General features: G+C 67.1%; 28 protein-coding genes. 18 read left to right on the top strand and 10 right to left on the bottom strand.

Annotated features, from left to right (window positions below; genetic code table 11):
- The first annotated feature begins 111 nt into the window (after nt 1–111).
- The 3 genes from K8612_RS16185 to K8612_RS16195 all read left to right on the top strand — a co-directional run bounded on the left by K8612_RS16185 (nt 112) and on the right by K8612_RS16195 (nt 2,675).
- On the top strand, nt 112–780 hold the full coding sequence (locus tag K8612_RS16185; RefSeq protein ID WP_223738083.1) for a response regulator transcription factor: 669 nt from the start codon (nt 112–114) through the stop codon (nt 778–780).
- A complete protein-coding gene (locus K8612_RS16190; RefSeq protein WP_223762903.1) occupies nt 770–1,987 on the top strand; it encodes a HAMP domain-containing sensor histidine kinase in 1,218 nt (405 codons plus the stop codon). Before K8612_RS16185 ends, K8612_RS16190 begins: the two co-directional genes overlap by 11 nt.
- A 229-nt stretch (nt 1,988–2,216) precedes the next feature.
- Nucleotides 2,217–2,675: an SMI1/KNR4 family protein gene (locus tag K8612_RS16195; RefSeq protein ID WP_223762904.1), complete on the top strand. Its 459-nt coding sequence runs from the start codon at nt 2,217–2,219 to the stop codon at nt 2,673–2,675.
- 88 nt (nt 2,676–2,763) lie between these two features.
- On the opposite strand, the gene K8612_RS16200 is transcribed toward K8612_RS16195, so the two are convergent.
- Complete coding sequence (locus K8612_RS16200) at nt 2,764–3,018, bottom strand: LysR family transcriptional regulator (protein WP_223762905.1); 255 nt, start codon at nt 3,016–3,018, stop codon at nt 2,764–2,766.
- Between K8612_RS16200 and K8612_RS16205 the strand changes: the two genes are divergently transcribed.
- The gene (locus K8612_RS16205) at nt 2,915–3,481 is read left to right on the top strand and encodes a glutathione binding-like protein (protein ID WP_223762906.1); all 567 of its coding nucleotides are present in this window, start codon (nt 2,915–2,917) and stop codon (nt 3,479–3,481) included. The genes K8612_RS16200 and K8612_RS16205 overlap by 104 nt on opposite strands.
- A gap of 91 nt (nt 3,482–3,572) precedes the next feature.
- Here K8612_RS16205 and K8612_RS16210 read toward each other — a convergent pair whose 3' ends face one another.
- Nucleotides 3,573–4,034 (bottom strand): hypothetical protein, encoded by a 462-nt coding sequence (locus tag K8612_RS16210; protein WP_223762907.1) that lies wholly within the window; start codon nt 4,032–4,034, stop codon nt 3,573–3,575.
- Nucleotides 4,035–4,254: 220 nt separating this feature from the next.
- On the opposite strand from K8612_RS16210, the gene K8612_RS16215 reads away from it, so the two are divergent.
- Together K8612_RS16215 and K8612_RS16220 are read left to right on the top strand one after the other, a co-directional pair.
- Complete coding sequence (locus tag K8612_RS16215) at nt 4,255–5,481, top strand: hypothetical protein (RefSeq protein ID WP_223762908.1); 1,227 nt, start codon at nt 4,255–4,257, stop codon at nt 5,479–5,481.
- Between the two features lie 134 nt (nt 5,482–5,615).
- Nucleotides 5,616–6,893, top strand: a complete 1,278-nt coding sequence (locus K8612_RS16220; RefSeq protein ID WP_223762909.1) for an APC family permease — start codon at nt 5,616–5,618, stop codon at nt 6,891–6,893.
- Between the two features lie 91 nt (nt 6,894–6,984).
- Here the strand turns inward: K8612_RS16220 and K8612_RS16225 are convergent, their stop codons facing one another.
- Complete coding sequence (locus tag K8612_RS16225; protein WP_223762910.1) at nt 6,985–8,331, bottom strand: peptidoglycan-binding protein; 1,347 nt, start codon at nt 8,329–8,331, stop codon at nt 6,985–6,987.
- Nucleotides 8,332–8,496: 165 nt separating this feature from the next.
- Complete coding sequence (locus K8612_RS16230) at nt 8,497–9,402, bottom strand: LysR family transcriptional regulator (RefSeq protein ID WP_255671736.1); 906 nt, start codon at nt 9,400–9,402, stop codon at nt 8,497–8,499.
- Between the two features lie 305 nt (nt 9,403–9,707).
- Between K8612_RS16230 and K8612_RS16235 the strand changes: the two genes are divergently transcribed.
- The 3 genes from K8612_RS16235 to K8612_RS16245 all read left to right on the top strand — a co-directional run bounded on the left by K8612_RS16235 (nt 9,708) and on the right by K8612_RS16245 (nt 12,174).
- Complete coding sequence (locus K8612_RS16235) at nt 9,708–10,580, top strand: MBL fold metallo-hydrolase (RefSeq protein ID WP_223762912.1); 873 nt, start codon at nt 9,708–9,710, stop codon at nt 10,578–10,580.
- A 137-nt stretch (nt 10,581–10,717) separates the two neighbouring features.
- Nucleotides 10,718–10,951: a hypothetical protein gene (locus K8612_RS16240; protein WP_223738075.1), complete on the top strand. Its 234-nt coding sequence runs from the start codon at nt 10,718–10,720 to the stop codon at nt 10,949–10,951.
- A 176-nt stretch (nt 10,952–11,127) separates the two neighbouring features.
- Nucleotides 11,128–12,174 carry a hypothetical protein gene (locus K8612_RS16245; protein WP_223762913.1) on the top strand — a complete coding sequence of 349 codons (1,047 nt, stop codon included), beginning with the start codon at nt 11,128–11,130 and terminating at the stop codon, nt 12,172–12,174.
- 386 nt (nt 12,175–12,560) lie between these two features.
- Here the strand turns inward: K8612_RS16245 and K8612_RS16250 are convergent, their stop codons facing one another.
- Both K8612_RS16250 and K8612_RS16255 read right to left on the bottom strand, forming a co-directional pair.
- Entirely contained in the window at nt 12,561–14,021 is a 1,461-nt protein-coding gene (locus K8612_RS16250) for a HEAT repeat domain-containing protein (RefSeq protein ID WP_223762914.1), read from the bottom strand.
- A gap of 49 nt (nt 14,022–14,070) precedes the next feature.
- Nucleotides 14,071–14,244: a helix-turn-helix transcriptional regulator gene (locus K8612_RS16255; protein WP_223762915.1), complete on the bottom strand. Its 174-nt coding sequence runs from the start codon at nt 14,242–14,244 to the stop codon at nt 14,071–14,073.
- A gap of 184 nt (nt 14,245–14,428) precedes the next feature.
- Here K8612_RS16255 and K8612_RS16260 point away from each other — a divergent pair, with 184 nt between their 5' ends.
- On the top strand, nt 14,429–15,499 hold the full coding sequence (locus K8612_RS16260) for a site-specific DNA-methyltransferase (RefSeq protein ID WP_223762916.1): 1,071 nt from the start codon (nt 14,429–14,431) through the stop codon (nt 15,497–15,499).
- A gap of 67 nt (nt 15,500–15,566) precedes the next feature.
- Here the strand turns inward: K8612_RS16260 and K8612_RS16265 are convergent, their stop codons facing one another.
- The 4 genes from K8612_RS16265 to K8612_RS16280 form a co-directional block, all read right to left on the bottom strand.
- Complete coding sequence (locus K8612_RS16265; RefSeq protein WP_223762917.1) at nt 15,567–17,003, bottom strand: tyrosine-type recombinase/integrase; 1,437 nt, start codon at nt 17,001–17,003, stop codon at nt 15,567–15,569.
- A 2-nt stretch (nt 17,004–17,005) separates the two neighbouring features.
- Entirely contained in the window at nt 17,006–17,209 is a 204-nt protein-coding gene (locus tag K8612_RS16270; RefSeq protein ID WP_223762918.1) for a helix-turn-helix domain-containing protein, read from the bottom strand.
- Between the two features lie 575 nt (nt 17,210–17,784).
- Entirely contained in the window at nt 17,785–18,708 is a 924-nt protein-coding gene (locus K8612_RS16275; RefSeq protein WP_223762919.1) for a hypothetical protein, read from the bottom strand.
- A gap of 136 nt (nt 18,709–18,844) precedes the next feature.
- Nucleotides 18,845–19,105: a hypothetical protein gene (locus K8612_RS16280; RefSeq protein ID WP_223762920.1), complete on the bottom strand. Its 261-nt coding sequence runs from the start codon at nt 19,103–19,105 to the stop codon at nt 18,845–18,847.
- Nucleotides 19,106–19,346: 241 nt separating this feature from the next.
- On the opposite strand from K8612_RS16280, the gene K8612_RS16285 reads away from it, so the two are divergent.
- The 8 genes from K8612_RS16285 (at nt 19,347) to K8612_RS16320 (ending at nt 22,550) form a co-directional block, all read left to right on the top strand.
- Complete coding sequence (locus tag K8612_RS16285; RefSeq protein ID WP_223762921.1) at nt 19,347–19,565, top strand: hypothetical protein; 219 nt, start codon at nt 19,347–19,349, stop codon at nt 19,563–19,565.
- A gap of 67 nt (nt 19,566–19,632) precedes the next feature.
- Entirely contained in the window at nt 19,633–19,884 is a 252-nt protein-coding gene (locus K8612_RS16290; protein ID WP_223762922.1) for a hypothetical protein, read from the top strand.
- Entirely contained in the window at nt 19,877–20,047 is a 171-nt protein-coding gene (locus tag K8612_RS16295; protein ID WP_223762923.1) for a hypothetical protein, read from the top strand. The genes K8612_RS16290 and K8612_RS16295 overlap by 8 nt, the downstream gene beginning before the upstream one ends.
- Nucleotides 20,044–20,400 (top strand): hypothetical protein, encoded by a 357-nt coding sequence (locus K8612_RS16300; protein ID WP_223762924.1) that lies wholly within the window; start codon nt 20,044–20,046, stop codon nt 20,398–20,400. Before K8612_RS16295 ends, K8612_RS16300 begins: the two co-directional genes overlap by 4 nt.
- A gap of 50 nt (nt 20,401–20,450) precedes the next feature.
- The gene (locus tag K8612_RS16305; RefSeq protein ID WP_223762925.1) at nt 20,451–20,660 is read left to right on the top strand and encodes a hypothetical protein; all 210 of its coding nucleotides are present in this window, start codon (nt 20,451–20,453) and stop codon (nt 20,658–20,660) included.
- A gap of 18 nt (nt 20,661–20,678) precedes the next feature.
- A complete protein-coding gene (locus K8612_RS16310; RefSeq protein WP_223762926.1) occupies nt 20,679–20,960 on the top strand; it encodes a hypothetical protein in 282 nt (93 codons plus the stop codon).
- Between the two features lie 56 nt (nt 20,961–21,016).
- On the top strand, nt 21,017–21,991 hold the full coding sequence (locus K8612_RS16315) for an ATP-binding protein (protein WP_223762927.1): 975 nt from the start codon (nt 21,017–21,019) through the stop codon (nt 21,989–21,991).
- Between the two features lies 1 nt (nt 21,992).
- A complete protein-coding gene (locus K8612_RS16320; protein ID WP_223762928.1) occupies nt 21,993–22,550 on the top strand; it encodes a hypothetical protein in 558 nt (185 codons plus the stop codon).
- The last annotated feature ends 165 nt before the right edge of the window (nt 22,551–22,715 follow it).

Below are 22,715 nucleotides of genomic sequence, written 5' to 3' on the forward strand. Positions count from 1 at the left end.
GGACTCCTCGTTGGAGAGGCCGTGGAGCGTGGGGGGCTGGCGGTCAGCCGGGCGTCACCCACTCGCTGACATTCGTTTGACGTGACCGCGGGTAGCATCCGGGACACTCCCATGCGCGTACTCGTCATCGAGGACAACCGCGACCTCCAGGCCAACATCGCGCGGTTCCTGGAGCCGGACTTCCTGTTGGACTTCGCGGGCACCGGGCCCGAGGGGCTCGCGCTCGCGCTGGGCCAGCCGTACGACGTCATCGTGCTGGACGTGATGCTGCCCGGCATGAGCGGCCTGGAGGTGTGCGAGCGCTACCGGCAGGTCGCGCCCAGGCTCGTGCCCATCCTGATGCTGACCGCCAGGGACACGCTCGAGGACAAGGAAGCAGGCTTCCAGGCGGGCGCGGACGACTACCTCGTCAAGCCGTTCTCACTCCGGGAGCTGCGCTGGCGGCTGGAAGCGCTGGCGCGCCGGCCCGTCCCTCCGAGCGGGCGGAAGCTGACGTGGGGCGGGCTCACGCTGGAGCCGGAGAGCGGGCAGACGCGCTGGGGTGGGCGCTCCGTCCGCCTCAACCGCACGGAGTCACTGCGCCTGCGGTGGTTGATGGAGGCCGCTCCCGAAGCCGTCCCCGCAGACACGCTGGCGGAGCGGCTCTGGGGGGACGACGCCCCCGGGTCCAGCGCGCTGCGCACCCACGTCTATGCCCTGCGCAAGGCGCTCGCCGGGCTGGGGCTCGATGAGGCCATCACCACCCTGCGCAACGAGGGGTACCGCCTGGATGCGCGCTAGGTCCGGCAGGTCGGTGCGCGCCGTGCTCCAGCGCGCCATGGGGCTGTCCGCCGCGTTCGCGCTGCTGCTGATGGGAGGGCTCTTCACGCTCTTCAGCTACGACCTGGAGGACGTCATCTTCAGCCGCATCGTGGCGGCGGAGGCGGACCGGACCGGGTCAGGTCATGTGCCCGGAATCACGCAGTATGACGGCCACGCCGCGCTACCCTCCTGGCTCGCGGAGCGCCTGCGTCCGGACGCCCCTCCTGGAGAGTACGAGGTCCCCGCGGCGGAGCACGGACACTTCCACGTCGCCGTGCGGCCCGGCGCTGGAGGAGACCGCCGGTACTTCGCGTTCGACGTGACGCACCTGACGAGCACGACGGCGCACCTGAAGCGGACCGCGGGGCTGATTCTCACCAGCGCGCTGCTGGCGATGCTGGCCGCCGCGCTCCTCGCCCTTCTCGTGGCTCGACGGCTCGGTCGGCCGCTGGAGCGGATGGTGGAGTGGCTCCGGGCCGAAGGGGCCCCGCCGCCCGAGGATGACGGCGGCGTGGACGAGGTCCGGGCACTGCGGGACGCGCTGATCGCCCGCGACGTGCGCATCCAGGAGCAGTTGGAGCGTGAGCAGCGGTTCAACCGCGACGCGAGTCACGAGCTGCGCACGCCCCTGGCCGTGGCCCAGGGCGCGGTGGAGATCCTCGAGCTCGACCCGCCGGGAGACGCGGAGACCTTCGACCGCCTGCGCAGGGCCGTGAGCCAGATGGGACTGCTGACGGAGGGAATCCTCTGGCTGGCCCGTGAGCGCCGCTCCGAGGAGCGCTGCGACCTGCACCGCGTCTCACGGGAGCTGCTCGCGTTGTACGGGCACCTGCGGCGCGATGACGGCATCGCGCTCCTCATCGAGTCCGCGGGCGAAGTCCACGCGCCCGTCCCCGCGTCCGTCGCAAGGGTGATGATGGGAAACCTCCTCAAGAACGCGCTCGCCTACACGGATGAAGGGCGCATCGTGATCACCCTCGAGCCCCAGTCGTGGACCCTGACCGACACGGGAGCTGGCTTCGGCCGCGCCGAGCCCGGGAGCGAGAGCCACGGCATCGGCTTATCGCTGGTGGACCGGTTGGCCCAACGCTTCGGATGGACGCTGTCCATCGAACCCCTGGAGCCGCGAGGCACCCGCGCGCGGCTGAGCTGGGGCGCGGAGGGCGACACGCAAGCCATGAGCTGAAGCGAACGTTTGGCCTGGCGGCCGTGGCCATGCTGTCATCACCTGTCATGGCAGTTGCTTCCGTTACGACCTGCTGCATGGAGGACCTCCGCTCGCGCCTGGCAACATTCTTCCTGTACCGCCCGACGTACACCTCGAATTCAACAGCGCCTACCCCGCCTGCTATGCACCTGGGGGAAAGTGGCTGGCGCCAGGCCCCGAGCGGCCTTACGTAGACTAAGGCGCCACCATGTCCATGAACAGCCTGTTGAAGGAGTTCGCGCGCCTCCACTTTCCCCGTCCACCAGCGACTCCGGCGGAGGTCGCGGCCTTCGAGGCTCGCATCGGATGGAAGCTGGATGCGGACCTGCGCGCCTTCTACCTGTATTCCGATGGCGGAACGCTTTTCGAGGAAGAGCCCGACGCGATCTACCGCATTCTCTCGCTCGCGGAGATCCGTCGGGCCCGCGTTGCAATCATGGGGCGGGACACCGACGAGTATGGAGCGGCCTCGCAGTACACGTTGGTGGATATGCAGGACACCAACTACGTCATCCTGGACGTGGCCCAGCAGGCAGGCGGCGCGTATCCGCTGTTCGATGCGTGGCATGAAACGTATCCAGTAGCGAAGCGCATCGCGTCCTCGTTCATGGAGTTCCTGGACCTTGCGATGCGTAGCGACGGCTTCTCGTACTGGCTCGACGGGTGAACACATTGAGCGGATAGCGGCGCAGGCGCCCGTGCCGGGGACGCTCAAGCCTCGCTGGCGCCCTCCATCAGGAAGTCGATGACGGCGGTCATCCGGGCCCGGGGCGGGCAAGGGGGAGAAGTGACTGCGCACGGCGATGTCGAATCGCTCCTCGGTGACGCACCACGTTCTCCGCGGACTCTGCCTCCGTCAAGGCGGCGCGGGCATGGTCGAGGAAGTCCCGCCCCACGTCGGTCAGCGTGAAGCTGCGCGACGCGCGCTGGATCAGCCGGGAGCCCAGCGTGTCCTCCAACTCGGCCACGCGCTTGCTCACCGTGGATCTGGGCGCGCGCGGCGTGGGCACCGGGCTGTCGTTCGCCCAGGGCACGGAGGACTTCGACCGGCTGAACCAGATGCTCGCGTTCCTGAACACCACCTTCTTCGGCGCCTTCTCACCGCTCTGGTACGCGCTCGAGCACGCCGAACTGCCGGAGGCCGAAAAGCAGGCACTGCGCAAGCTTGGGGCCCGAAAGGTGGTCTCCGCGCACGCGAACCTCGAAGCGCTGATGCGCGACACGCCGTGGCTTCTGGGCGACCACCGCACGCTGGCGGACGCCTACTTCATCGGCATCGCCCGGTGGACCCGGTACCACGACGTCCTGGACCGCCGCGACTACCCGAAGCTCCAGGGCCTCTTCGAGCGGCTGGAAGCGGACCCCGGCGTGCGCTTCGCCCATGCCATTGAAAAGGGCGAGGCGCCTCAGGGCAACGGAGCATTCCAGGGGCACCTCCGCCTCGCGGAGGCCCTGCAACGGCTGACCGCGTGAGCCGGGAGGCTCCACTGCGATTGACGATGCGCCCCGGCCTCGCGCGCCGCCTGAACCCTGATGGCGGGCGCGAGCCGGACGTCGCGGAAGCTCAGTAGCAGTAGCCGCCGTAGAGCGGGTTCGGGCAGGACATGCCCGTCGCGGCGTTGATGCTGATGTTGTAGCAGTTGGTCGTCACGGTGGACGACTTGAGGCGCCGGTATCCGTAGAGGACGTCGCCCACGCAGAGCCCGTAGTTCATGTAGACGTCCTCCACCTGGCAGACCTTGTACGTGTTGCAGCGGACGAACGGGCCTCCCGGGTAGGCGTAGCCCTGGCACTGCCACAGGTAGGTCTGCTGCGACGAGTAGCTGGTGGTCTCGTAGTAGTACTCGTCCTCGGGGCCGCAGAGCGGGTCATCCTCATCCGGGGGGATCCGCATCGTCTCGACCTGGCCGGGCGCCAGGGCCTCACCGCTGACGGCCTCCTGCGGCGGCGCATCCTCGAGCGTTCCCTCCGCTCCGACGCCACAGCCGACCACCATGAACGTGCACAACGCGACCACTGCGCTCATCCGCATGTCTTGCTCCATGTCTCATCCGGGGGTGAAGGGCGGCTATTTACACAGAGTCATCTCCGCTCACGAGAACCTGCGAAGACACTGTGTGTCGCCCAACCATGGAGCGGACCTGCCGTGCATCAAAAACGGGGACGGGGACTCTTGAGGAGACAGGGCGTCGCATCCCAACCCCTGCGCTTCGTTCACCGCGTCGAAGTCATATCGAGGGTCCGCAATGGTTCGTCCTGGTCTCGCGCTGGCCGTCCTGGTCGCATGCACCTCCGCTGTCGCTGCTCCGCCGCCCGTGGCGATGAAGCGTGAGCACGTCACGGCCGACGTCTATCACTATCAATTCGACATTCGCGTGGGCTCCAAGCCAAACGCCGTGGTGCGGATCCACCGCGTCGTGCGCGAACTCACCCCGTGGCAGCCGCGCCCGACGTCACACGCGGTGATGCTGCTCCACGGTGACTTCGCCAACTTCGTCACGAACTTCGTGCCCACGCTCGGCACACCCGCGTCGTCGGCGCCGGGGCTCGCGCCCTACCTGGCGTCGCGAGGCGTCGACACCTGGGGCGTCGACCGGCGCTGGACGCTCCCCAAGGCCGACGGCGACATCTCGGACCTGGGGGACATGGGCGTGGACCAGGAGCTCGGGGACATCGAGGACGCGCTCGCTTTCGCGCGTGTCCAGCGCGCCATCACCGACCACAGCCTGAGCCGGATCGTGCTCGCTGGCTTCTCTCATGGCGGCCAGCTCACGTATGCCTATGCGGCCGCCAGGGGCCAGCACCTCTCGGCGATCGCCGTGCTGGATGCCTACTACGACCTCGCGCCCGAGCACTCGGACCTGCGGGACTTCGCGTGCGCGAACGCGGCGGCCGGGCGCGAGGCCCTGGCCCAGGGGGTGACCGACTCCGAGAACCGCTTCTTCATCGACGTGGGCTCGCTGGCCCGGAGCGCGCCGGAAGCGACGTCGCCCATCTTCCCGCCCTATACCAACCGCGAGACGATGAACACGCTGGCGGGCATGACGTATTGGTTCGCGCCGTACACGCCTCTGTATCACCTGAGCGCGCCAGTCCTGAATGAGCAGGGAGACGCCGTGGGGCTGCGGGAGTCGTCCGAGGAGAGCGTGAGCGCCTGGTTCGCCAGCGCGCCGCCGCACCAGTCGCTGCGTGAGACGGCGGAGCTGGACGCCATCTGGTGTGGCACCACCCCGCGCCCCGAGCTCGCGAACATCCGCGTCCCGCTGTTCTACCTGGGCGCGGCGGGAGCGTTCGGTGACTCCGGGCTGTATTCGACGACGCGCGTGTCATCCACCGACGTCACGACGCTCGTCGTCCGGCGGTTCGGACCGGAGCGCGTCGCGGAGGACTTCGGCCACGGAGACCTGCTGTACGGCACCGACGCGCCGGCGCTGGCCTGGCAGCCGCTGGCGACCTGGCTGCTGCGCCACTGAGCGAAGGCCCGGGTGGAGTGAACGGACCGCGACTTCTCACGAATTCGCGGATTCGCGGCATCTGTGCTCCAGTGGGTTCCCCTCCCCGTCCATCCATGACCACCGGAACCCCTTCGCCTCTTCATGAGCCAGGCATGCGGCGCGCGGTATCGCGCTGGGAAATCGTCGGGTTCTCCATCAACGACGTCATCGGCAGCGGGGTCTACCTGCTGCCCGCGGCGGCCGCCGCGAACCTGGGCTCGGCCAGCACTGGCGCCGTCGTGCTCGCGGGGCTGGCGGTGCTGCTGCTCGTGCTCTGCTTCGCGGAGGCGGCCAGCTACTTCGACACGCCCGGCAGCGCCTATCTCTACACGCGTGAAGCCTTTGGTGAACGGGTGGGGTTCCAGGTCGGCTGGATGACGTGGCTGGCGCGCGTCTCGTCCGTGGCCTCGTTGTCCGTCGGCTTCTCCCGCGCGCTGGGCTTCCTGTGGCCCGCGGCGAACTCGGGCATCGGCCAGGGGTTGGCCATCGCCGTGCCCCTGCTCGCGCTCACCGCCATCAACGTCGTGGGCGTGAAGGGCGGCGCCCGCACCGCGGTGTTCCTCGCCGTCACCAAGACGGTGCCACTGCTGGTGTTCATCGCCGTGGGCCTCTTCTTCGTGTCCGTTCCGCTGGCGACGTCGGTGGCTCCCAGGGACGGAGGCAACCTGGGGTCCGCAGTGCTGCTGCTGCTGTTCGCCTATGCCGGCTTCGAGAACACGGCGGCTCCGGCGGGTGAGTTCAAGAACCCACGCCGCGACGTGCCCTTCGCGCTCATCGTGCAGATAGGCGTCGTCACGCTCATCTACACGGCGGTGCAGTGGGTGGCGCTGGGCACGCTGCCTGGGGTCGCGGACGCGCAGACGCCGCTCGCCAACGCCGCCGCGCGGTTCCTCGGGGGCTGGGGTGGGCTCCTCATGACGGTGGGCGGGGTGCTGTCCATCCTGGGGACCAACAGCAACACCGTGCTCGCCGGGCCGCGCTACCTGTACGCGCTGGCGCAGGATGGCTTTGGCCCCGCCGCGCTCGCCACGTTGCATCCCCGCTACCGCACGCCGACGGTCGCCATCCTCACGCAGACGGCCATCGCGCTGCCCCTGGCGTTCTCCGGCTCGTTCGAGGTGCTCGCCACGCTCTCCGTGGTGGCCCGGCTCGCCACGTACTTCGGCACGGCCCTGGCGGTGCCCGTGCTGCGCCGCAAGCTCCAGGCGCCCGCGAACGCGTTCCGCATCCCTGGCGGGCCCGTGATTCCCCTCGCCGCCGCCGCATTGTGTGTCGTCTTCGCGATGAGCGCGGAGCGGAAGAACCTCATCGCCGGGGCCATCGCGCTCGCGGTGGGCTTCGTGCTCCACAGGTTCCAGCGCAAGCCGGACCGGAAGGCGGCGCTCGGATAGCGCGGGCCAAGGTATCGGGGACGAGTTCGCGGACCAGGCTGCCCAGGCTGGAGCCAGCCCCGTCTCCTGGCCAGTCCGGTCCGCCATGACGTCACGACACCGGGACGGGCTTGGGGCTCACCTCCACCATGCCGCAGGAGTCGCTCACGTACTGCGCCATCTGCTCCGGCGTCACTTCGATGGGGCCCTTGGGGCAGAGCGGGTCATTGACGATGTAGTTGCCCTCCTCGGTCTTGCCCGTGACGGCGGCCCAGTGGTAGCCGAAGTCCTCGCTTGAGAAGTAATTGCCGGCTTCGTACGCCGTCTTGCCCCATGACGGGTGCTCGGCATCCCCGATGAAGGGATTGCCTCCGAGGATGACGGGGTGCCCGCGAGAGAGGGCGGCGTCCACGGCCTCCACGTCGACATCGCCTGGGAGAAGCGTCGTGGCCACCGCGCCCGCCTCCGTCACCCCCTCGGCCACCGCGGTCACGATCATCGTGACGGACTCGATGGAGTCCACGTCGAGGATGTTGTCCCGCACGGCGTCGATGGCCTCGCCCGCCCCGGCCGCGTCCGGGTGCTCCATGGCCCCCACCGCCGTCGCCGTGATGACCACCGACGTAGGACCGCAGTCATTGCCGCCGTAATACTCACTGCCGTCGTTGTAGTCCCGGAGGCCGGGCTTCGAGTTCTGGGCGACGTGGAGGGCCTTCGCCTCCTCCAGCGTCTTGACGGTGCTTGGAGGCGTCGGCGGCACGATGTCCTTGCCGGACAGGTCCTGCACCCGCACCTCGCCCCCCGGCATGCGGGTGATCGAGCCGCGCTCGAACTGCTGCACCCTCGCGCCATCCCGTCCCGGCTCCAGCGGGCTCATGGGTCGCCCGAGCTGCGGCGCGTAGGTCTCCGCGAGGAGGCCCATCGTGGGCTCGATCGCCGGGTGCTGCGGGCGCTGCATCGCGGTGAGCGTGGCCGGGCTCATCTTGCCGTCCGCGGGGCTGATGCCTTCAGCCGTCTGGAAGTCCTCGAGGGCCTCCTGCGTCAGGGGGCCGAAATAGCCATAGTCCGCGCCGCCCCTGTCCAGATAGCCCGCCCGCTCCAGGAACTTCTGAAGGCGCGTGACGGGGCCATCCCCGGGCTCACGGGCATTGTCGCGCTGCTTGAAGACGACGTCGCCAACGCCCGTGGCGTCGGTCAGCGGGGCCGCCCCGCCCCGAGGCTGGCGCTGCGGGAAGGGGCCCTGCTGGGCCAGGGTCACCATCTTCCCGAGTCCCTGCAGCCGTCGCATCGCCTCCCCGCTCACCACGCTCTCGAACACGTCGCGCACGACGTCGCGTGGGGGCGCGGGCCGCGGCCCGATCCGCGTCCCCGGAGGATACTGTGTGGGCGCCTTCTGGGTGCCCCCCGTGGTCAACGGCGGCGTGGAGAACGTAAACGGGTTGTTCTGGATGCGTGACATGCACTTCCCCCTCGGGGCCCCCAAGGCCCTTTTGACAGGAGTGTCGCGCCCCGCTGCGTTTCCGTTCGATTAAACCGGGTTAAATCCCCGGGTGACGGAGGGCACGCGTCAGGGCTTGCGGTCCGAAGCCCCGTCCGCACCGTGACTCACGTGCCTGCCGGAGATTCAGGGGTCATCGCGCCAGAGACCGGGCCGGCTCGCGAACAGCTCCGTCAACCAGTCGATGAAGACTCGCGCCCCGGCGCCCAACTGCCGTGTGGGTGGGTACACGAGGAAGAGGGGCCGGGGTTCGGGCCTCCAGCCGTCCAGCACCCGCACCAGCTCTCCGGATGCGAGGTAGGGCTCCAAGACGAAACGCGGTGCGAACATGACGCCCAGGCCGGCGAGTCCCGCGGCCAGGTAGGCATTGGTCTCGTTGAGCGTGAGCAGGCTTCGACCCCGGACCTCCAGCCGCTCGCCCTCGCGAACGAAGACGAAGGGGAGTTCCTTGCCGCTCAGCGACGAGAAGTAGCTGACCACCGCGTGCGCCGGACCCGCCAGCTCCAGCGGGTGCAGGGGTGCGCCGTGGCGCTCCAGGTAGCGGGGGGAGGCGCACAGCCAATAGCAGAGGTCGCCCAGGTGACGTGCCACCAGGGACTCGTCCTTCACCGGTCCTCCGCGGATGGCGCAGTCGACGTTGTCCGCGAGGAGGTCCACGACGCGGTCGCTCACGCCCAGCTCGATGTGTATCTGGGGATAGCGCGCGTAGAACGATGGCAGCGCGGGGATGAGCAGCAGCCGGGAGATCGTCCCACTCGACTCCACCCGCAGACGCCCCCGGGGGCCGCGCCGCGACTGGGACAACGTGGCTTCGAGCTCCCGAACCTCGCCCAGCAGCCGCAGGGCCTGCTGGTAGTAGGTCATGCCTTCCGGGGTGACCGTCACGCGGCGTGTGGTGCGGTGCAGCAGCTTCACTCGCAGATGCGCCTCCAACTGTTGGATCAGCCGGGTCACCGCCGCCTTCGGGCGGCCCAGCGCATCAGCGGCCTTGGTGAAGGTGCCGGTCTCCACCACGCGGACGAAGGCTTCCATTGCCGTGAACGTGTCCATCTTCCACCTCTCGCACGGCATACCGCGTTCGACGGCGAAGCCCCAGGCCGGGCATGCCTTCCGGATTGTTTCAGCGGTGAAACGCAGTGTGCGAGGTGCTCCCGTTTATCCCGGCGGCGGCGGGGCGTATCTCCTCGCGTATGAAAACGACCCCTGCTCGTGGTGCCTTCTTCGCTGTGTCTCGCGCCCTCACCCTGCTGATGCTGAGTGGTGCTCCCCTGCTTTCGTCCACTGTCCACGCCGGCACACCCCACCAGGTCCGGACCCAGGCCCCCGGGTTCCATCGGATGATGCTCGGCGACTTCGAGGTCACCGCGCTGTCCGACGGCACCGTCCCCCAGACCGTGAGCGAGGTGGCGACGGGCACGACACCCGAGCGGGTGAAGGAGCAGCTCTCGCGCGACTACCTGGAGGATCCGGTCGAGCTGTCCATCAACGCCTTCCTCATCAACACCGGCACCGCGTTGGTGCTCGTGGATACGGGCGTGGGGAGCTTCTTCGGCCCTGGCGTGGGAGGCCAGCTCCAGCAAAGCCTCCAGGCGGCGGGCTACCGCCCTGAGCAGATCGACGTGGTGTTGCTGACGCACATCCATTCCGACCATTCGGGTGGGCTCATGTCCAAGATGCGCCGGGTGTTCCCCAACGCCATCCTCCGGGTCCACGCGCGAGAGGCGGGCTTCTGGCTGGGTCGCGATGATCGGACGAAGGGAACGGTGGACCCGAAGTTCTTCGAGGAGGCACGGGCGATGGTGGGACCGTACCAGGAGGCGGGGAAGCTGAAGGCCTTCGGCGATGGGGACGCCATCGTGCCGGGAATCCGGGCCATGCCGGCGCCGGGACACACGCCGGGGCACAGCGCCTACGTCGTGGAGAGCCGTGGAGAGCGGCTGGTGCTGTGGGGAGACCTGATGCACTTCGGCTCGGTGCAGTTGCGCGAGCCCTCGGTGACGGTCGTCTACGACGTCGATGAGCGCGCGGCCTCGGCGCAGCGGGCGCGAGCCTTCACGGAAGCGGCGAAGCGCGGCGATCTGATTGGCTTCGCGCACATGCCCTTCCCGGGTCTGGGCCGGCTGAGCGCGGAGGGCAAGGGCTACCGGTGGATCCCGCTCAACTACAGCTCCGGCCAGCGCTGGGAGGGCGCGAAGGACAGGGCGGAGTGAGCAGGGGCCGTGCCGGCGTGTATCGCGGCGGTCCTCCGTGCCGCGGCAATCGGTGGCACGGCGGAGCGCATCCGCAGTGCTGGCGGCTTCCGCTAGTATCAGGGTTCCCAACCTCGCCGCCTCTCAAGGAGTCCCCCATGCGATACACGCGCAAGAACATCTCCGAGCTGCTCGATGCCGTACAGGGCAGCCCGGACGTCATGGGCTTCTGGACGTCGAACTTCGCCGGCTCCGCCTTCACCCTGGTTACCTCTCCGGGAGGCATGATCTGGCAGGACGTCTACGCGCCCAGCCGCCAGATCTGCGAGGACGGCATCCCGTACGGCACCGAGGACGGCATGAACAATCACTGCGGCGGCACCGGCTACTGATCAGAAGAAGCCAGCATGGGCCGTTTCTGTTGATCGACGGCCCATGCCCTTCTCCCAGCGAGCCTCCATCGCCTAGCCTCGCTTGGATGCGATGCGGATCTCATCGGTGGGCTGCCGCCGGCCCTCATTTGACCATTGAGCGTGACGTGCCTCGCTTCATGAGAGGGGCATACACGGTGGCGCTGGTCGCGGCGCTCGCCTTCCCCGTCGTTGCGCTCTTCGTGCCCTTCCTTCGGAGCGCATGGCAGGCATGGGCCCTGGCGCTCGTCACCTGCGTGTGGGCGGCCTACCAACTGACGTCTGGATGGAAGGCGCTGCTCAACAAGGAAACACAGCTCTTGAGACTGTGGTCCGGCGTCGGCGTGTTCTTCTCCGCGAACACGCACCCGCTCGACTCTTTTTCGTCCGTCGCCCTCTCCCCGCGCGGCAAGGCGGGGGGAGCGTCCAAGGACTGGGGATTCTATTCGGTCGAGTTGAAGTCCCCGACCCGAACCGTGCAGGTGTCCGGGAGTGACGACCGGGAAGAGGCGCTCGAGCTCGCCCAAGCCCTCTCTCGTTTCCTGGGCGTTGATCTGAGCGTGGACGGCGGGCATGCGCGCCCCGTGGATGCCCGTCTCGAGGCCGTGCCGCTTGAAGGCGATCAGACGCTCCCTTCACTCCCCCCGGGCAGCCGGATCCGCGTCCGACAGAGCGCCCAGGGCTGGGTGTTGGAGCTGCCAGGCTGCGGCTGGAGGCCTCACTCCGTCATCAAGGCGGGCATCGCGCTGGTCATCGCCGTGGGTGGGCCCACCGTCTTCGGGCTTCTCTGGGTGCGCTCGTTCGGCCTCCGCCATCTCGTCTCCAGGGAGCCGATGATCGCCCTCTGCGTCTTCCTCTCCCTGGGAGGACTCCTCTTGTGGAGTGTCATTCGGGAGATCAACCGGGGGTGGTCCCTCACCGCCTCCGCACGGGGGATTGAGTATTCGCGCACCGGGAGTGGGAAGCCGCGAAAGGTCACACGGCTCCCGGCGTCGCAAATCGAGGATATCGACCTGCGTGAGACGGATGAGAATCACTTCCGGAATCTGACTGTCGTCATCGAGCACAAGAAGGGCTTCGTGTGGATGGGCGCAGGGCTGTCCCGAGAAGAACTCGAATGGACGGAAACCATGCTGCGCCGAGCGCTCGCGACTCCGCGGGCGCCGCGTGACGAGGACGACGCCTCTCTCCTGATGAGGGCCTGACCGGAACCCAAGGGTGGCCCGCGAGCCTGGGCGGGTTTCGCCCTGGCCTCCTGGCCGCCGCATGGTGGACAGAGCCCGCCCGCGCAGGCGACAGGCCCGTTGCGTGCGTCGAGTCTCCTGCTATAACGCCCGCCACTTCCGACCCCGTAGCTCAGTTGGATAGAGCGGCGGTTTCCCAACCCTTGAAGGGCCCCTTGGTCCTCGGGTGGTGGCGGCTAAATCCCGGAGATTGCTGGACGCGGGCGCTCATCTGCGCTCGCTGGAGACCGGCTGCTTACGTATCAGTTGTGTACTGTGCGCACCCAAGTGAGGGCAGAGGTAAGGCTGGAAGATGGGACCCCATCCCCAGCCCGCCATCGCTCCTCTGCATCAGCCCGTCCAATACATTAACGGTCCTGCTTCAGTAGGAACTGGTACTCCGTGCTAGTCGCACGCGACATGAGCCAGTTTGTCTCTTCAGCCAGCATGCGAACAGGGGCTGCGGCTGCGAGCAACGCGGTATCGGTGATCCCTTCGAGCACCGCTGAGGTGAGTCGGCCAAGAGTTGCTGGAATCCACGAGGAGCCACTGGACGCAGCAGCCTCCAATGCATCGGCAACAGTTTGACTGCCGATGCATCGAAGCGCCTCGGACGCCGAGGCTCGGATACGGTCCGAAGGATCTGCCACGAGCAACGACACGAGTTCCTGGATCGGTCCCGCCGGCGTATCCACTCCAAATGTGGCGATTGCATGTATGACAACCGCGTCTTCACTGTCCGAGATAAATTGGACGATGCGGTCATATGCTTTGTGACCAGTTCTCCCAAGCCCCCAGATCGCTGCCTGCCGAATCTCGCTCTCACTGAAGCGGGGACTCTTCGCGATGTCCTCAAGGGTATCGGCTGCCCACGAATCATGAATTTCCGCGAGGATCAGCACCGCCTCCATCGCGAGGTACGCAAGTGCCCCAGGCTCGGGCTTCCACACCGCATTGAGGAGCACGTCTCTTCCGAGTTGCGAGCCAAGCCGAGCAGCAGACGACGCAAGTTCAAGCCGCGTCCGGGCCTCCGTCTCCTGCTGAAGCGCCACATCAAGGGCGTGGCGACGGACCTTCAGTGCCCCATTCCGAAATGGAATCGCCTTCGCAGCAACATACCGATCTACCGGATTGGGAGATCCGAGGTCGACCAGCGGGTCCCACTGCTGCTTCGTGAAAGACGTGATGTCTGCGAGTTGCGGCACGACTCCAGCGAGGAAGGTCACTCCCGCCGTGAAGTTATCCCCAGGCCTTACGTAAGCTGTCCTGCCCTTCAGTGGGTAGGTCTGCTTCCGGCCCGATTCCTGAGTGGTCACGATACGCTTGGAGTCAACGGAAAGCACCGTCCCGCTTTTCTTCGGGATGGTCGAGGGCCATGTTCGATCTCGCTCGGCCCCCTCTTGGCTCGACTTCGGTGCTCCGAGCTTCGAACGCGCTTCGGATGCTTTCAAGTCGCCAGTGCGGAAGAAGGACGGTGGGCCACGGACAACGATGCCGGCAGGCGTGCTGTCACACGGCACGAACGCGATCAGGTCATCGGCCCTGAGGGGAGCATCCCACTTTCGCTCCGGGTTCGAAGGCGAGTCGCTCATCTTCACCTGAAGGTCGGACTTTGCTCGGATCTCGAATCGCACGCCGGTCTTGACGCACACGACATCTGCGAGACGAAGTCGCTTGACCTTGGTTTCCCAGATCTTGTTCGACGTACTCCCACGCTCCAGCACCACAGGCTCAAAGCCAAGGGCAGTAAGGCGCTGCATCGCGTGCTGGGTCGCTACTGCCCCCATTGTCACAAAATGTAGAAAGCTGTCGTCTGCCTTCAGTCCCATCGGCCCACTCAAGTAGAAGAAGGGGCAGGTCGCCCGTCGACGGTCGGGCTCATGCACTTCCCGCAGCGTCAAACTGCTCAGCCAGAAGAGCCGAGAGACTCAGGTCCAGTGCTCGCGCAAGCTTCTCCATCGTGTCGATGGAGACATTCCTCTCTGCGCGCTCTACCGAGCTGATGTAGGTCGGATGAAGATCAGCAAGCTCACCGAGCTGCTCCTGCGTCATGCCACGAGCGAGCCGCGCCGCTCGAAGGTTCGCCGCGAACTGGTTCCTCGCTGATCTTCGCCGTCCCTGCGACTGCACGCGGGGCAGGCTCGCAGGCTGAGTCTTCGACCTCCATAGACTTTAGGTCTAGTTGCTGTCGGAGCGCCGTGGTATGCACGCGGCTGGAAGACCCTACGATCCGATCATGCTGCCAGACGAACTCCTGCAACATCGTGTGTACGCAACCGCCCGAGGAAGCCAACTTGTCGGAGACAGCCGCGAGGTACTCGGCAAGCTCCCCGAGTCATGCGTCGATCTCATCGTGACGAGTCCGCCCTTCGCTCTGCTGCGGGAGAAGAGCTACGGAAATAAGGATCAGACCGAGTACGTCGACTGGCTCGTTGAGTTCGGACGGGCAGCGCACCGCGTGTTGAAGGACACCGGAAGCCTCGTGGTCGATCTTGGTGGCGCATACCAGCGGGGGAGGCCGGTCCGGTCGCTATACCAATTTCGTGTGTTGCTGGAGTTCTGCGACCGCCTCAACTACCGGCTTGCGGAGGAGTTTTTCTGGCACAACCCGGCGAAGCTCCCGTCGCCCATCGAGTGGGTGAACAAGCGGAAGATCCGTGTGAAGGACTCCGTCAACACCGTCTGGTGGTTCTCTAAGGGCGACTGGCCAAAAGCCGATGTGCGGAACGTTCTTGCTCCCTACTCGGAGCGCATGAAGAAGCTCATCGCGGACCCGGACGCCTTTTATAGGCCGAAGGACCGCCCCTCGGGTCACGACATTGGCAAGGGCTTCGGGACGGACAACGGTGGGGCAATTCCTCCGAACCTTCTCCAGTTTCCGAACACCGAAAGCAACTCCGGCTATCTCCGGATGTGCAAAGCGCTCGGCAGGGAGAGCCATCCAGCGCGGTTCCCCGCGGACCTGCCGACCTTCTTCATCAAGTTCCTGACCGAGCCGAACGACCTCGTCGTAGACATCTTTTCCGGATCGAACACAACGGGTCGCGCCGCCGAAGATCTGGGACGGCGCTGGCTCGCCATCGACGAACGGCGGGACTACGCCGCGCTGTCCGCGATCCGGTTCTTGCCTGATGACGCGGGACTCATCGCTGAGCAGTTGACGAGGATGGAAGATGGCGGGTTCATCGATTTGCCGTCCGGCGTGCTGAAGAACACGCAAGTCGAGTCCACGAAGCAGAATGCCTCGAAGCCACGGACGAAGAAGGACCAAGCTGGAACGCAGGGGGCACTTCGGCTCGACCGCTAATACCGCTTGGTCACATCGAGAGGGCAGCTCGGGCAGAGGCCCGCCCGAGGGAAGAGCCTCAGGACTCCTACCGCGCGCCCAGGGTCCCGGCCCCTGGGCGTCCGCCCTTCCCCGTCCCGACGAAATCCTCAGTCGGAACGGGGGGTTGCGGAGTGACCCCGACAGGAATCGAACCTGTGGCCTGCGGTTTAGGAAACTGGCCAGTGGGGATTGCGCGACCTTCCCCAGCTTTCCTCTGCCTTGCCAAACCTTCGTTTTTATTCACGTTTCGGCCTCCATGTAGGTGCTCAACCTTCCTCGGTAATACGCGCGCTTCCTCAGTCTTCACGCCACGTGGACGCCACGGGTCGAGCGTCGCCGCCACGGCGTCGGAGCCCGCGCGAACGTGCTCGGGCAGCGCCACCGCGTAGTGCGCGCGCGTCGTCTCCACGTCGGCGTGGCCCAGTACCTCCGCCACCAAGCGGATGTCTTTCGTCGTCTGGTAGGCCACCGTCCCCCACGTGGAGCGCAGATGCTTGAAGCGCAGCGTGAGAGGAATGCCCTTGGGCCACAGATGGAAGTTGCACTGCGGGCACCGTGAGGGGGCATCGTCCGGGCGCTCCTCCCGGAAGCCGCAGCCCTTGCGACGGCACACGTGTGTCCAGGCCTGCACCAGGCGGGCCCGCACGAGGGCGCGGCGGATGATGTCGTGGATCCGCCAGCTCGGCCCGAAGGGCTTGGCCGTTCCGGGCCGTGGGAAGAGGTAGGGGCCTGGCGTCGCCATCTGCGCCTCCAGCGTCGGCACCAACACCTCGGGAATGGGCACTCGCCGCTCGCGCCCACCTTTCGTGGTGTCGCGGTGTCCGCTCCGGCGCACGAGGAGATAGCGCTCCGCGAGGTGGACCTCTTCCTTGCGCAGCACGCGCACCTCGCCCTTGCGCAGGCCCGTCAGGACGCTGGTGGCTACGGGCGGCCGATGCTCCGGGCTCAGCGCGGCGAAGAGCTGGGCAACCTGCTCCGGCGTGTAGAAGCCCACCTCACGCCTCGGCACGCGCACCTTCCCAGCCTTCTTGAAGGGATTGGGCCCGGAGAAGAGGCCTGCCTTCTCGTCCAGGAACGAGTAGAGGCCCTGCCCTGCCATCCGCACATGCTCGCGCGACTGAGGAGAGAGCTTCGTCAGCTTCGCGAGCATCCGCAGTACGTCCGCCGGTGTGACGGAGTCCGCGGGCTTCGTTCCCAGCGCCGTCGCCACGTAGCGCAGCTTCTGCTCCAGGTTGCGCTTGCTGGCGAACTCTGGCGGCAGCGCATCCAGCCTCATGCGGATGGCTGCTGCCACGGTGGGCACCTCCCGACGCTCCGCTTCCAGACCGGCTTCCTCCCGCCACGCGCGATGCTCCACCTCGTGCGCTTCGCGGCGCGCCTCCGTGAGCGTTCTCGCCGGGATGACCCGACGGTGCGGCTTGCCGTTCTTCCCCACCCAGCCGATACGAAATTTCCCAGACGGGAGCTTTTGCGCCCAGGCCATGACTACTTCCCTCCCCGCTGCTGCGTCTCGCGCCAAGCCAGGAGCCGCGCCGGGTCAAACCGCAGCGAGCCGCCCACCTTGAAGCTGGGAACGCTCCCTTCTGCGGCGAGGCGGTAGAGCGTCTTCTCGCTGATGGCGAGGAACTGCGCGGCACGCCGCACGTCCCACGCGTCCTGCATCGATCCATTGCTGACTTCGCTGTTCATCGACTTCCCCCACCGCCTGCGGCACTGAACGAAGGATTAGGTTTGAAGTGTGGCAACAACCTGAAAGGTTGTCACCCGGGCCGCACGGTGCCTGGCTGGAGAACCAGTCCAGGGAACGCGCGCGTAGAGCAACTGCCACGCCAACTCAGGGAGGAAGCGCGGAGGGGGCGCTTCTCCTCAGCGCCAGCACGAGGCCTCGACGACAGCGCACCGCCCCCGGCAAGCGAGCGCTGAGCCTCGACGTGGGGAGCGCGAGCGACAGAGGTGCCATGCATGGACACACCGTCCGAACCCGTGGATCCTGAGCGTAGGGGGCGAAGCAGCGCAGCGTGTGACGACATCCCATGGCGACCCCAAAACAGGCCCCGCTGGTGCTTGGTGGTCACCAGCGGGAGCCCGCGGACACACCTGCAGCACCATCACGTGGTTACAGGGCCCTATCGCCGGCCAGACCATCACGACCAACCGGCGAATTCTGTGGCGAAGCTTTGGGACACCCACTGCCACCAAGTCAGCGGGCACTTCGGAACGGCTTCAACAATCGTTACTGCTGGTGCGACCGAAAAGCAAGAGCACTACTGCGAGATCGACGGAAGCACGTCGCCACCGCTCTCCGATACGAGCACGGGCACGTAGCAGGTGTCCCCGTCTTCGTAGAACTCATCCCCACATGGAGGCTCCTTCTTTACAGCTACCCAGCAGCCGCCGCTGAGTTCCTTCTGGCTCTTTCGGCAAGGTGGTCGCTTTTGCTGCTTGAAGGGCTTCTTCGGAAGATCGCGCGCAAACGGGAGCGGGGCTGGCGCCTGAACGAAGGAATCGAAGGTGGCAATCTCCGGTGATTCCGCCGCCGCTTCGCCTACTCCTGAAGACAGAAGCTCCTGCGATGGCTGTTGTTCGACTGCAACCAGCGCAGAAGACACCTGGCTGGACGAGTCCGGCGCTTGATGGTCAACACGCGGCCACACCAAGTTGCTGAGGAACGCGACAACGAGAAGGCCAAGCGCGGCGTCCTTCCAGTGTCTATGTGCGACGTCCTTTGATCGGTTTACGTGCCGACGCACTAACCCACGCCAGCGCTGTGCGCGGGTGAGCGGCGGTGACAACAGGTGCTCACGCAGCTCTGGCTCCCCCATGGCGCGGTCCAGAAGCTTCGGAAGATCCTCGCTCACAGCTACCAACTCCTCGTGCACCTTGGCGGTAGCCGCCGCGTGTGGCAGTCGGACCTGGAGCGCGCGGAACGCAGGGGAATCGGATGACGTCCAGGTGACCTCAAGGGATGCGCTGGGAAACTGCTCCAGCACCTCCTCCGGTGTCGTCTGAACAAGCTGCGACTCCTCGAGTTCCGGCCGGACGACAATGGCGGGCTGTCCCGTCTGGACGTGGCGCGCCAGGTAGACGTCACCCTGCTCCGTCCGGCGCTCGATGCACCGGCCCAGGTGGTACTGCCCCACACGGCCGGTCTGCCGGCCCTCGTTGGCGCGCGGCTCTCCCGGACCCACACCACCGCCTCCGCGCGCCCGCTGAGACGTACCACTGCCCCGGCTATTCACACCGCTGCCCATCACACACTCCCGCTCGCCTGCCTGGAGAGGACTCTAGCTGCATGACTCTACGGCGTTTCCCTGTCTCTCCTGGCTACTTCTTCGACCGTCCGCGGCGCGGCGCTTCGTGAGGCTCCGGCGTCGTCGAAGCCAGCGCGTCGCCCTGCTCCGCCTTCTTCTCGCGGTAGTCGGCGATGGCCCAGCGCAGGAAGTGCTCACACACGTCGCTGATCGTCCGCTTCTTCTCGGTTCCGCTCTCGACCTCAGCGATCTCCTTCAGCTCCTCCCACATCGACTCAGGGAGGTAGACCGTGGAGCCCTTCTTCTTCTCTTCAGGCGGGGGAAACAGCGGCATGGGGGGCTCGCTTTCGGCGGTTCTCTGCACTGCTCGCCTCCTTTCGTATGCGTCGGTTGCAGTTCGGTCAACGATGCAGAGATGTAGCCACAACAAATCTCCAGGTCAAACTTGCACTAAACTTAATTTAGTTTAGATTGCATTCCATCAAGGCGGACGGACGTTGCCCCTCAGGGGAATGGTCGCGGAGCGGGAGTTCGGTGGTCGCCACCGGAGACGCCTGCAGGAGCAGCACCGCAGCATGGACACGAGCGCGTGGGGGCAGACGATGCGAGCGATGGATGCGGCGAAGGCCCGGGAGGGCCAGTGGTTCCGGAGGAAGGACGACGGCAAAGACGTGGATGACCGGCAGATTCGCGAAGTGAAGACGACGCGGCGGAAGGGCAAGCCGCTCGTCACACTCACGGACACCGCGGGCGAGCCGCACCGGCACACCGACGTGCTGGAAGTGCGCCGGTAGCACCATCGCGGGCGCCACCACGCGCTCGCACCACCCCATCCACCACGAGGACGCGAGGGCCAACGACATGGCGACGGGAGAGGTGCACCCGCAGACGGACGAGGCGGCAGCGCTGCTGAAGGAAGCGGAGGCCCTGGAGTCCCGCGCGGAGCACAAAGAGCGGAAGGCCGGGGCGGCGTGGTGCTCGGCGGAGGGCGCCGTCTTCCTTGAGCGCGACGCGGCCGACTGTCGCGCGAAGGCCGCCGCGATGCGCGCGAAGGCGCAGGAGCTTTGCAATCCGGGGCACTCGGTGCCCCAGAAGGAGGAGTGCCGTGGCTGAGAAGAAGGCGAAGACGCCGCGCGAAGTGCTGCGCACCTACTTCGACGAGCACGAGGTGGAGCCGGAGGTGCTGCGCGCGTGGCAGGAGCTGGACACCACCGTCGAGGGCGTGGCGCTCCGGCTCGCGGCGGACGTGGCCCAGCTGAAGGGTGGCGCGAAGTGAAGCCCCTGCACGAGTTGGCCGAGGCGCTCGTCGTCCTCGCCCGCGAGGGGTGGACGCCTCCGGACCTGGACGCGAAGAGCCTCGCGCAACAGGTGCGCGAGCTGGAGGCGAAGCAGGTCCAGGAGCAGGAGGTGTTGCAGGCCGTCGAGTACCTCCAGGAGGCGTGCGAGCCCGACGGCACCGACGTCACGCGCGAGCGGTGGCTTCGCCTCCAGCGCCGCGTCACCAGCACGCGGCTTCAGCTCGCCCGTCTCAACGAGGCGGAGGTGTACCTTCGCGCGGAGCTGGAGCGCCAGGTGTGGCTCGCGCGGCACCTTCGCCTGCGGGCCGAAGCGCAGCGGGCCGCCGCGTAGCACGTCAGACTCAATTGGTATGAAGACGGCAATCAACCTGAGAGGTTGCATTGTCGGAAGCACGCCGCTCCCCCTGCCCCGCCTACGCCGAGCACCCGGAGAGAAGCTGGGTGCTGTGCGAGCGCGAGTACGAGCACGAAGGGCGGCACCGCTGGCGGGACATGGAGTGGGACTGCCTCACCCCGGAAGACGAGGTTGAGGCGGAGCTGCGGGAATTGCTGCGCCAGGCCGAGCAGGCCGTGGGCGAGCGTTACGAGTAGGAGCGGAGCATGGGGCGCATGCCACGACAGTCACGCAAGCCCTCCCCGGAAACCCTCCGGCACCGGGCCAACCGCACCGCGTACTTCCGCGAGTTGGACGTGCTGCACGGGCGCGCACCGCCGACGCCTCCGGCACCACCGCCCGTGCCCGCGGCGCCCACCAACTCGGCGCCGGGACGCATCGAGTTCTCCCCGCCGCCGCCCGCGCAACACGCGCCCAACGGCCGTTGCCACTGCGGCGCCCCGCTCATCGACGGCAAGGACGGCCTCATCTGCGGATGGGGCCTGCACGACGGCTGACAGCAGCAGCGCAGTCCCTGAGTTTCTCAACCCCGGTCGAAAGAGGAGACCGAAGCATGTCACCCCAACGTAATGGCAGCCCACCGCCCAGGACTCCTGGCGGGCCCCAGCCGAAGCCGCCCTCCCCTTCGCGCATGACGCTGGACGCGCTCGTGCGCGGCAAGCGCACCGCGCCCCTCCGCGTCGTGCTGTACGGCGTCGAGGGCATCGGCAAGTCCACCTTCGGCGCCAACGCGCCCGCGCCCATCTTCCTCGGCGCGGAGGACGGCACGGACCACCTGGATGTCACGCGCTTCCCGTCTCCGGAAAGCTGGCAGGAGGTGCTGGACGCCGTCCGCGTCCTCACCACCCAGCAGCACGACTACCGGACGCTCGTCGTGGACACCCTCGACTGGGCGGAGCCGCTTCTCTGGGCGCACATTTGTAAGCGCGACGAGCAGGCGAACATCGAGTCCTACGGGTACGGCAAGGGCTACAGCGCGGCGCTCGACGAATGGCGCGTCTTCCTCGCCGCGCTCGACAAGCTCCGGCGACAGAAGGGCATGCACATCGTCCTCCTGGCTCACTGCTGGATTAAGCCCTTCAAGAATCCGGAAGGAGAAGACTTCGACCGCTACGAGCTGAAGCTGAATGCGAAGGCCAGCGGGCTGGTGAAGGAATGGGCGGAGCACGTCCTCTTCGCCAATCACGAGACGTATGCCTCGAAGGACGCGCGCACGAAGCGCGTACGCGGCGTCTCGACTGGCGCGCGCCTCATCTACACGACGCGCACCGCCGCCTACGACGCGAAGAATCGCGGCGACCTGCCCGAGTCCATACCCCTGTCGTGGACGGACTTCACCGCGGCCCTGGAGGCGCACCAGCCGGCGGATCCGCAGGCGCTGGAGGCGGCCATCCGCGAGAAGGCGGAGCAACTCTCCGAGGAGCACAAGCGCAGCGCCCTGGCCGCCATCGAGCGGGCCGGAGGGGACGCGGTGAAGCTGGCGAAGCTCAACGACTGGACGAACGCCCGACTGGGCGAGGTGGCCTGACATGCAACTGGAGAATGGACGGTACAAGGCGCGCGCCTCGCAGGGCGCTCTCGGCTTCACGTCGGGAGGCAAGGAGCAGGTGGCCATCGAGTTCACCCTGCTGGGCAATGACGGCTCCGAGCCGTTCGCCGGCCAGAGCATCACCTGGTTCGGCTTCTTCACGGATGCGTCGCTTGAGCACACCATCAAGGCCCTCCGCGCCTGTGGCTGGCAGGGCAACGACGTCTCGGACCTCACGGGCATCGAGTCCAACGACGTGTCCCTCGTCATCGAGAACGAGGAGTACGAGGGGAAGTGGAGTCCGAAGGTGCGGTGGGTGAACCCGCTCGGCAGCGGCCTCGCCCTCAAGCAGCAGATGGAGCCCACCCAGGCGCGAAGCTTCGCGGCGCAGATGAAGGGGCGCATCCTCGCGATGGAGCAGGGCGCCGGGCCTCGTCGCGCGCCCACCCCTGCTCCATCCCGCAGCGCCCCGCCGCAGCAGCGTGGGGGAAATCGACATGCGTCGTACGGCGGCCCGCCGGAGCCTCCGCCGCACTCGGACGAGGACATCCCCTTCTGAAGTTGCGCAGCACCGCGCGTTCCGACGCCGCAACACGCGGCCCGGGCCGGTCTCTCAGCGCGCGGGGCTGCAACCCGGTGGCATTGGGCCACCGGGCCTTGTCGGTGGAGTGGCCAGCACAGCACCTGGCTGGACGGAGCGCTCCACCTCACCCCGCGCGGCATA

The organism is Corallococcus sp. AS-1-6 (assembly GCF_020037015.1).
In the GTDB taxonomy this organism is placed as follows: Bacteria; Myxococcota; Myxococcia; order Myxococcales; family Myxococcaceae; genus Corallococcus.

Excerpts from the sequence above, each read along its gene's own strand:
- K8612_RS16185 (WP_223738083.1), top strand. The coding sequence starts at position 112 with ATGCGCGTACTCGTCATCGAGGACAACCGCGACCTCCAGGCCAACATC.
- K8612_RS16190 (WP_223762903.1), top strand. The coding sequence starts at position 770 with ATGCGCGCTAGGTCCGGCAGGTCGGTGCGCGCCGTGCTCCAGCGCGCC.
- K8612_RS16195 (WP_223762904.1), top strand. The coding sequence starts at position 2,217 with ATGTCCATGAACAGCCTGTTGAAGGAGTTCGCGCGCCTCCACTTTCCC.
- K8612_RS16210 (WP_223762907.1), bottom strand. The coding sequence starts at position 4,034 with ATGAGCGCAGTGGTCGCGTTGTGCACGTTCATGGTGGTCGGCTGTGGC.
- K8612_RS16215 (WP_223762908.1), top strand. The coding sequence starts at position 4,255 with ATGGTTCGTCCTGGTCTCGCGCTGGCCGTCCTGGTCGCATGCACCTCC.
- K8612_RS16220 (WP_223762909.1), top strand. The coding sequence starts at position 5,616 with ATGCGGCGCGCGGTATCGCGCTGGGAAATCGTCGGGTTCTCCATCAAC.
- K8612_RS16225 (WP_223762910.1), bottom strand. The coding sequence starts at position 8,331 with ATGTCACGCATCCAGAACAACCCGTTTACGTTCTCCACGCCGCCGTTG.
- K8612_RS16230 (WP_255671736.1), bottom strand. The coding sequence starts at position 9,402 with ATGGAAGCCTTCGTCCGCGTGGTGGAGACCGGCACCTTCACCAAGGCC.
- K8612_RS16235 (WP_223762912.1), top strand. The coding sequence starts at position 9,708 with ATGATGCTCGGCGACTTCGAGGTCACCGCGCTGTCCGACGGCACCGTC.
- K8612_RS16240 (WP_223738075.1), top strand. The coding sequence starts at position 10,718 with ATGCGATACACGCGCAAGAACATCTCCGAGCTGCTCGATGCCGTACAG.
- K8612_RS16250 (WP_223762914.1), bottom strand. The coding sequence starts at position 14,021 with ATGGGACTGAAGGCAGACGACAGCTTTCTACATTTTGTGACAATGGGG.
- K8612_RS16255 (WP_223762915.1), bottom strand. The coding sequence starts at position 14,244 with ATGACGCAGGAGCAGCTCGGTGAGCTTGCTGATCTTCATCCGACCTAC.
- K8612_RS16260 (WP_223762916.1), top strand. The coding sequence starts at position 14,429 with ATGCTGCCAGACGAACTCCTGCAACATCGTGTGTACGCAACCGCCCGA.
- K8612_RS16265 (WP_223762917.1), bottom strand. The coding sequence starts at position 17,003 with ATGGCCTGGGCGCAAAAGCTCCCGTCTGGGAAATTTCGTATCGGCTGG.
- K8612_RS16270 (WP_223762918.1), bottom strand. The coding sequence starts at position 17,209 with ATGAACAGCGAAGTCAGCAATGGATCGATGCAGGACGCGTGGGACGTG.
- K8612_RS16280 (WP_223762920.1), bottom strand. The coding sequence starts at position 19,105 with ATGCCGCTGTTTCCCCCGCCTGAAGAGAAGAAGAAGGGCTCCACGGTC.
- K8612_RS16285 (WP_223762921.1), top strand. The coding sequence starts at position 19,347 with ATGGACACGAGCGCGTGGGGGCAGACGATGCGAGCGATGGATGCGGCG.
- K8612_RS16290 (WP_223762922.1), top strand. The coding sequence starts at position 19,633 with ATGGCGACGGGAGAGGTGCACCCGCAGACGGACGAGGCGGCAGCGCTG.
- K8612_RS16310 (WP_223762926.1), top strand. The coding sequence starts at position 20,679 with ATGCCACGACAGTCACGCAAGCCCTCCCCGGAAACCCTCCGGCACCGG.
- K8612_RS16315 (WP_223762927.1), top strand. The coding sequence starts at position 21,017 with ATGTCACCCCAACGTAATGGCAGCCCACCGCCCAGGACTCCTGGCGGG.
- K8612_RS16320 (WP_223762928.1), top strand. The coding sequence starts at position 21,993 with ATGCAACTGGAGAATGGACGGTACAAGGCGCGCGCCTCGCAGGGCGCT.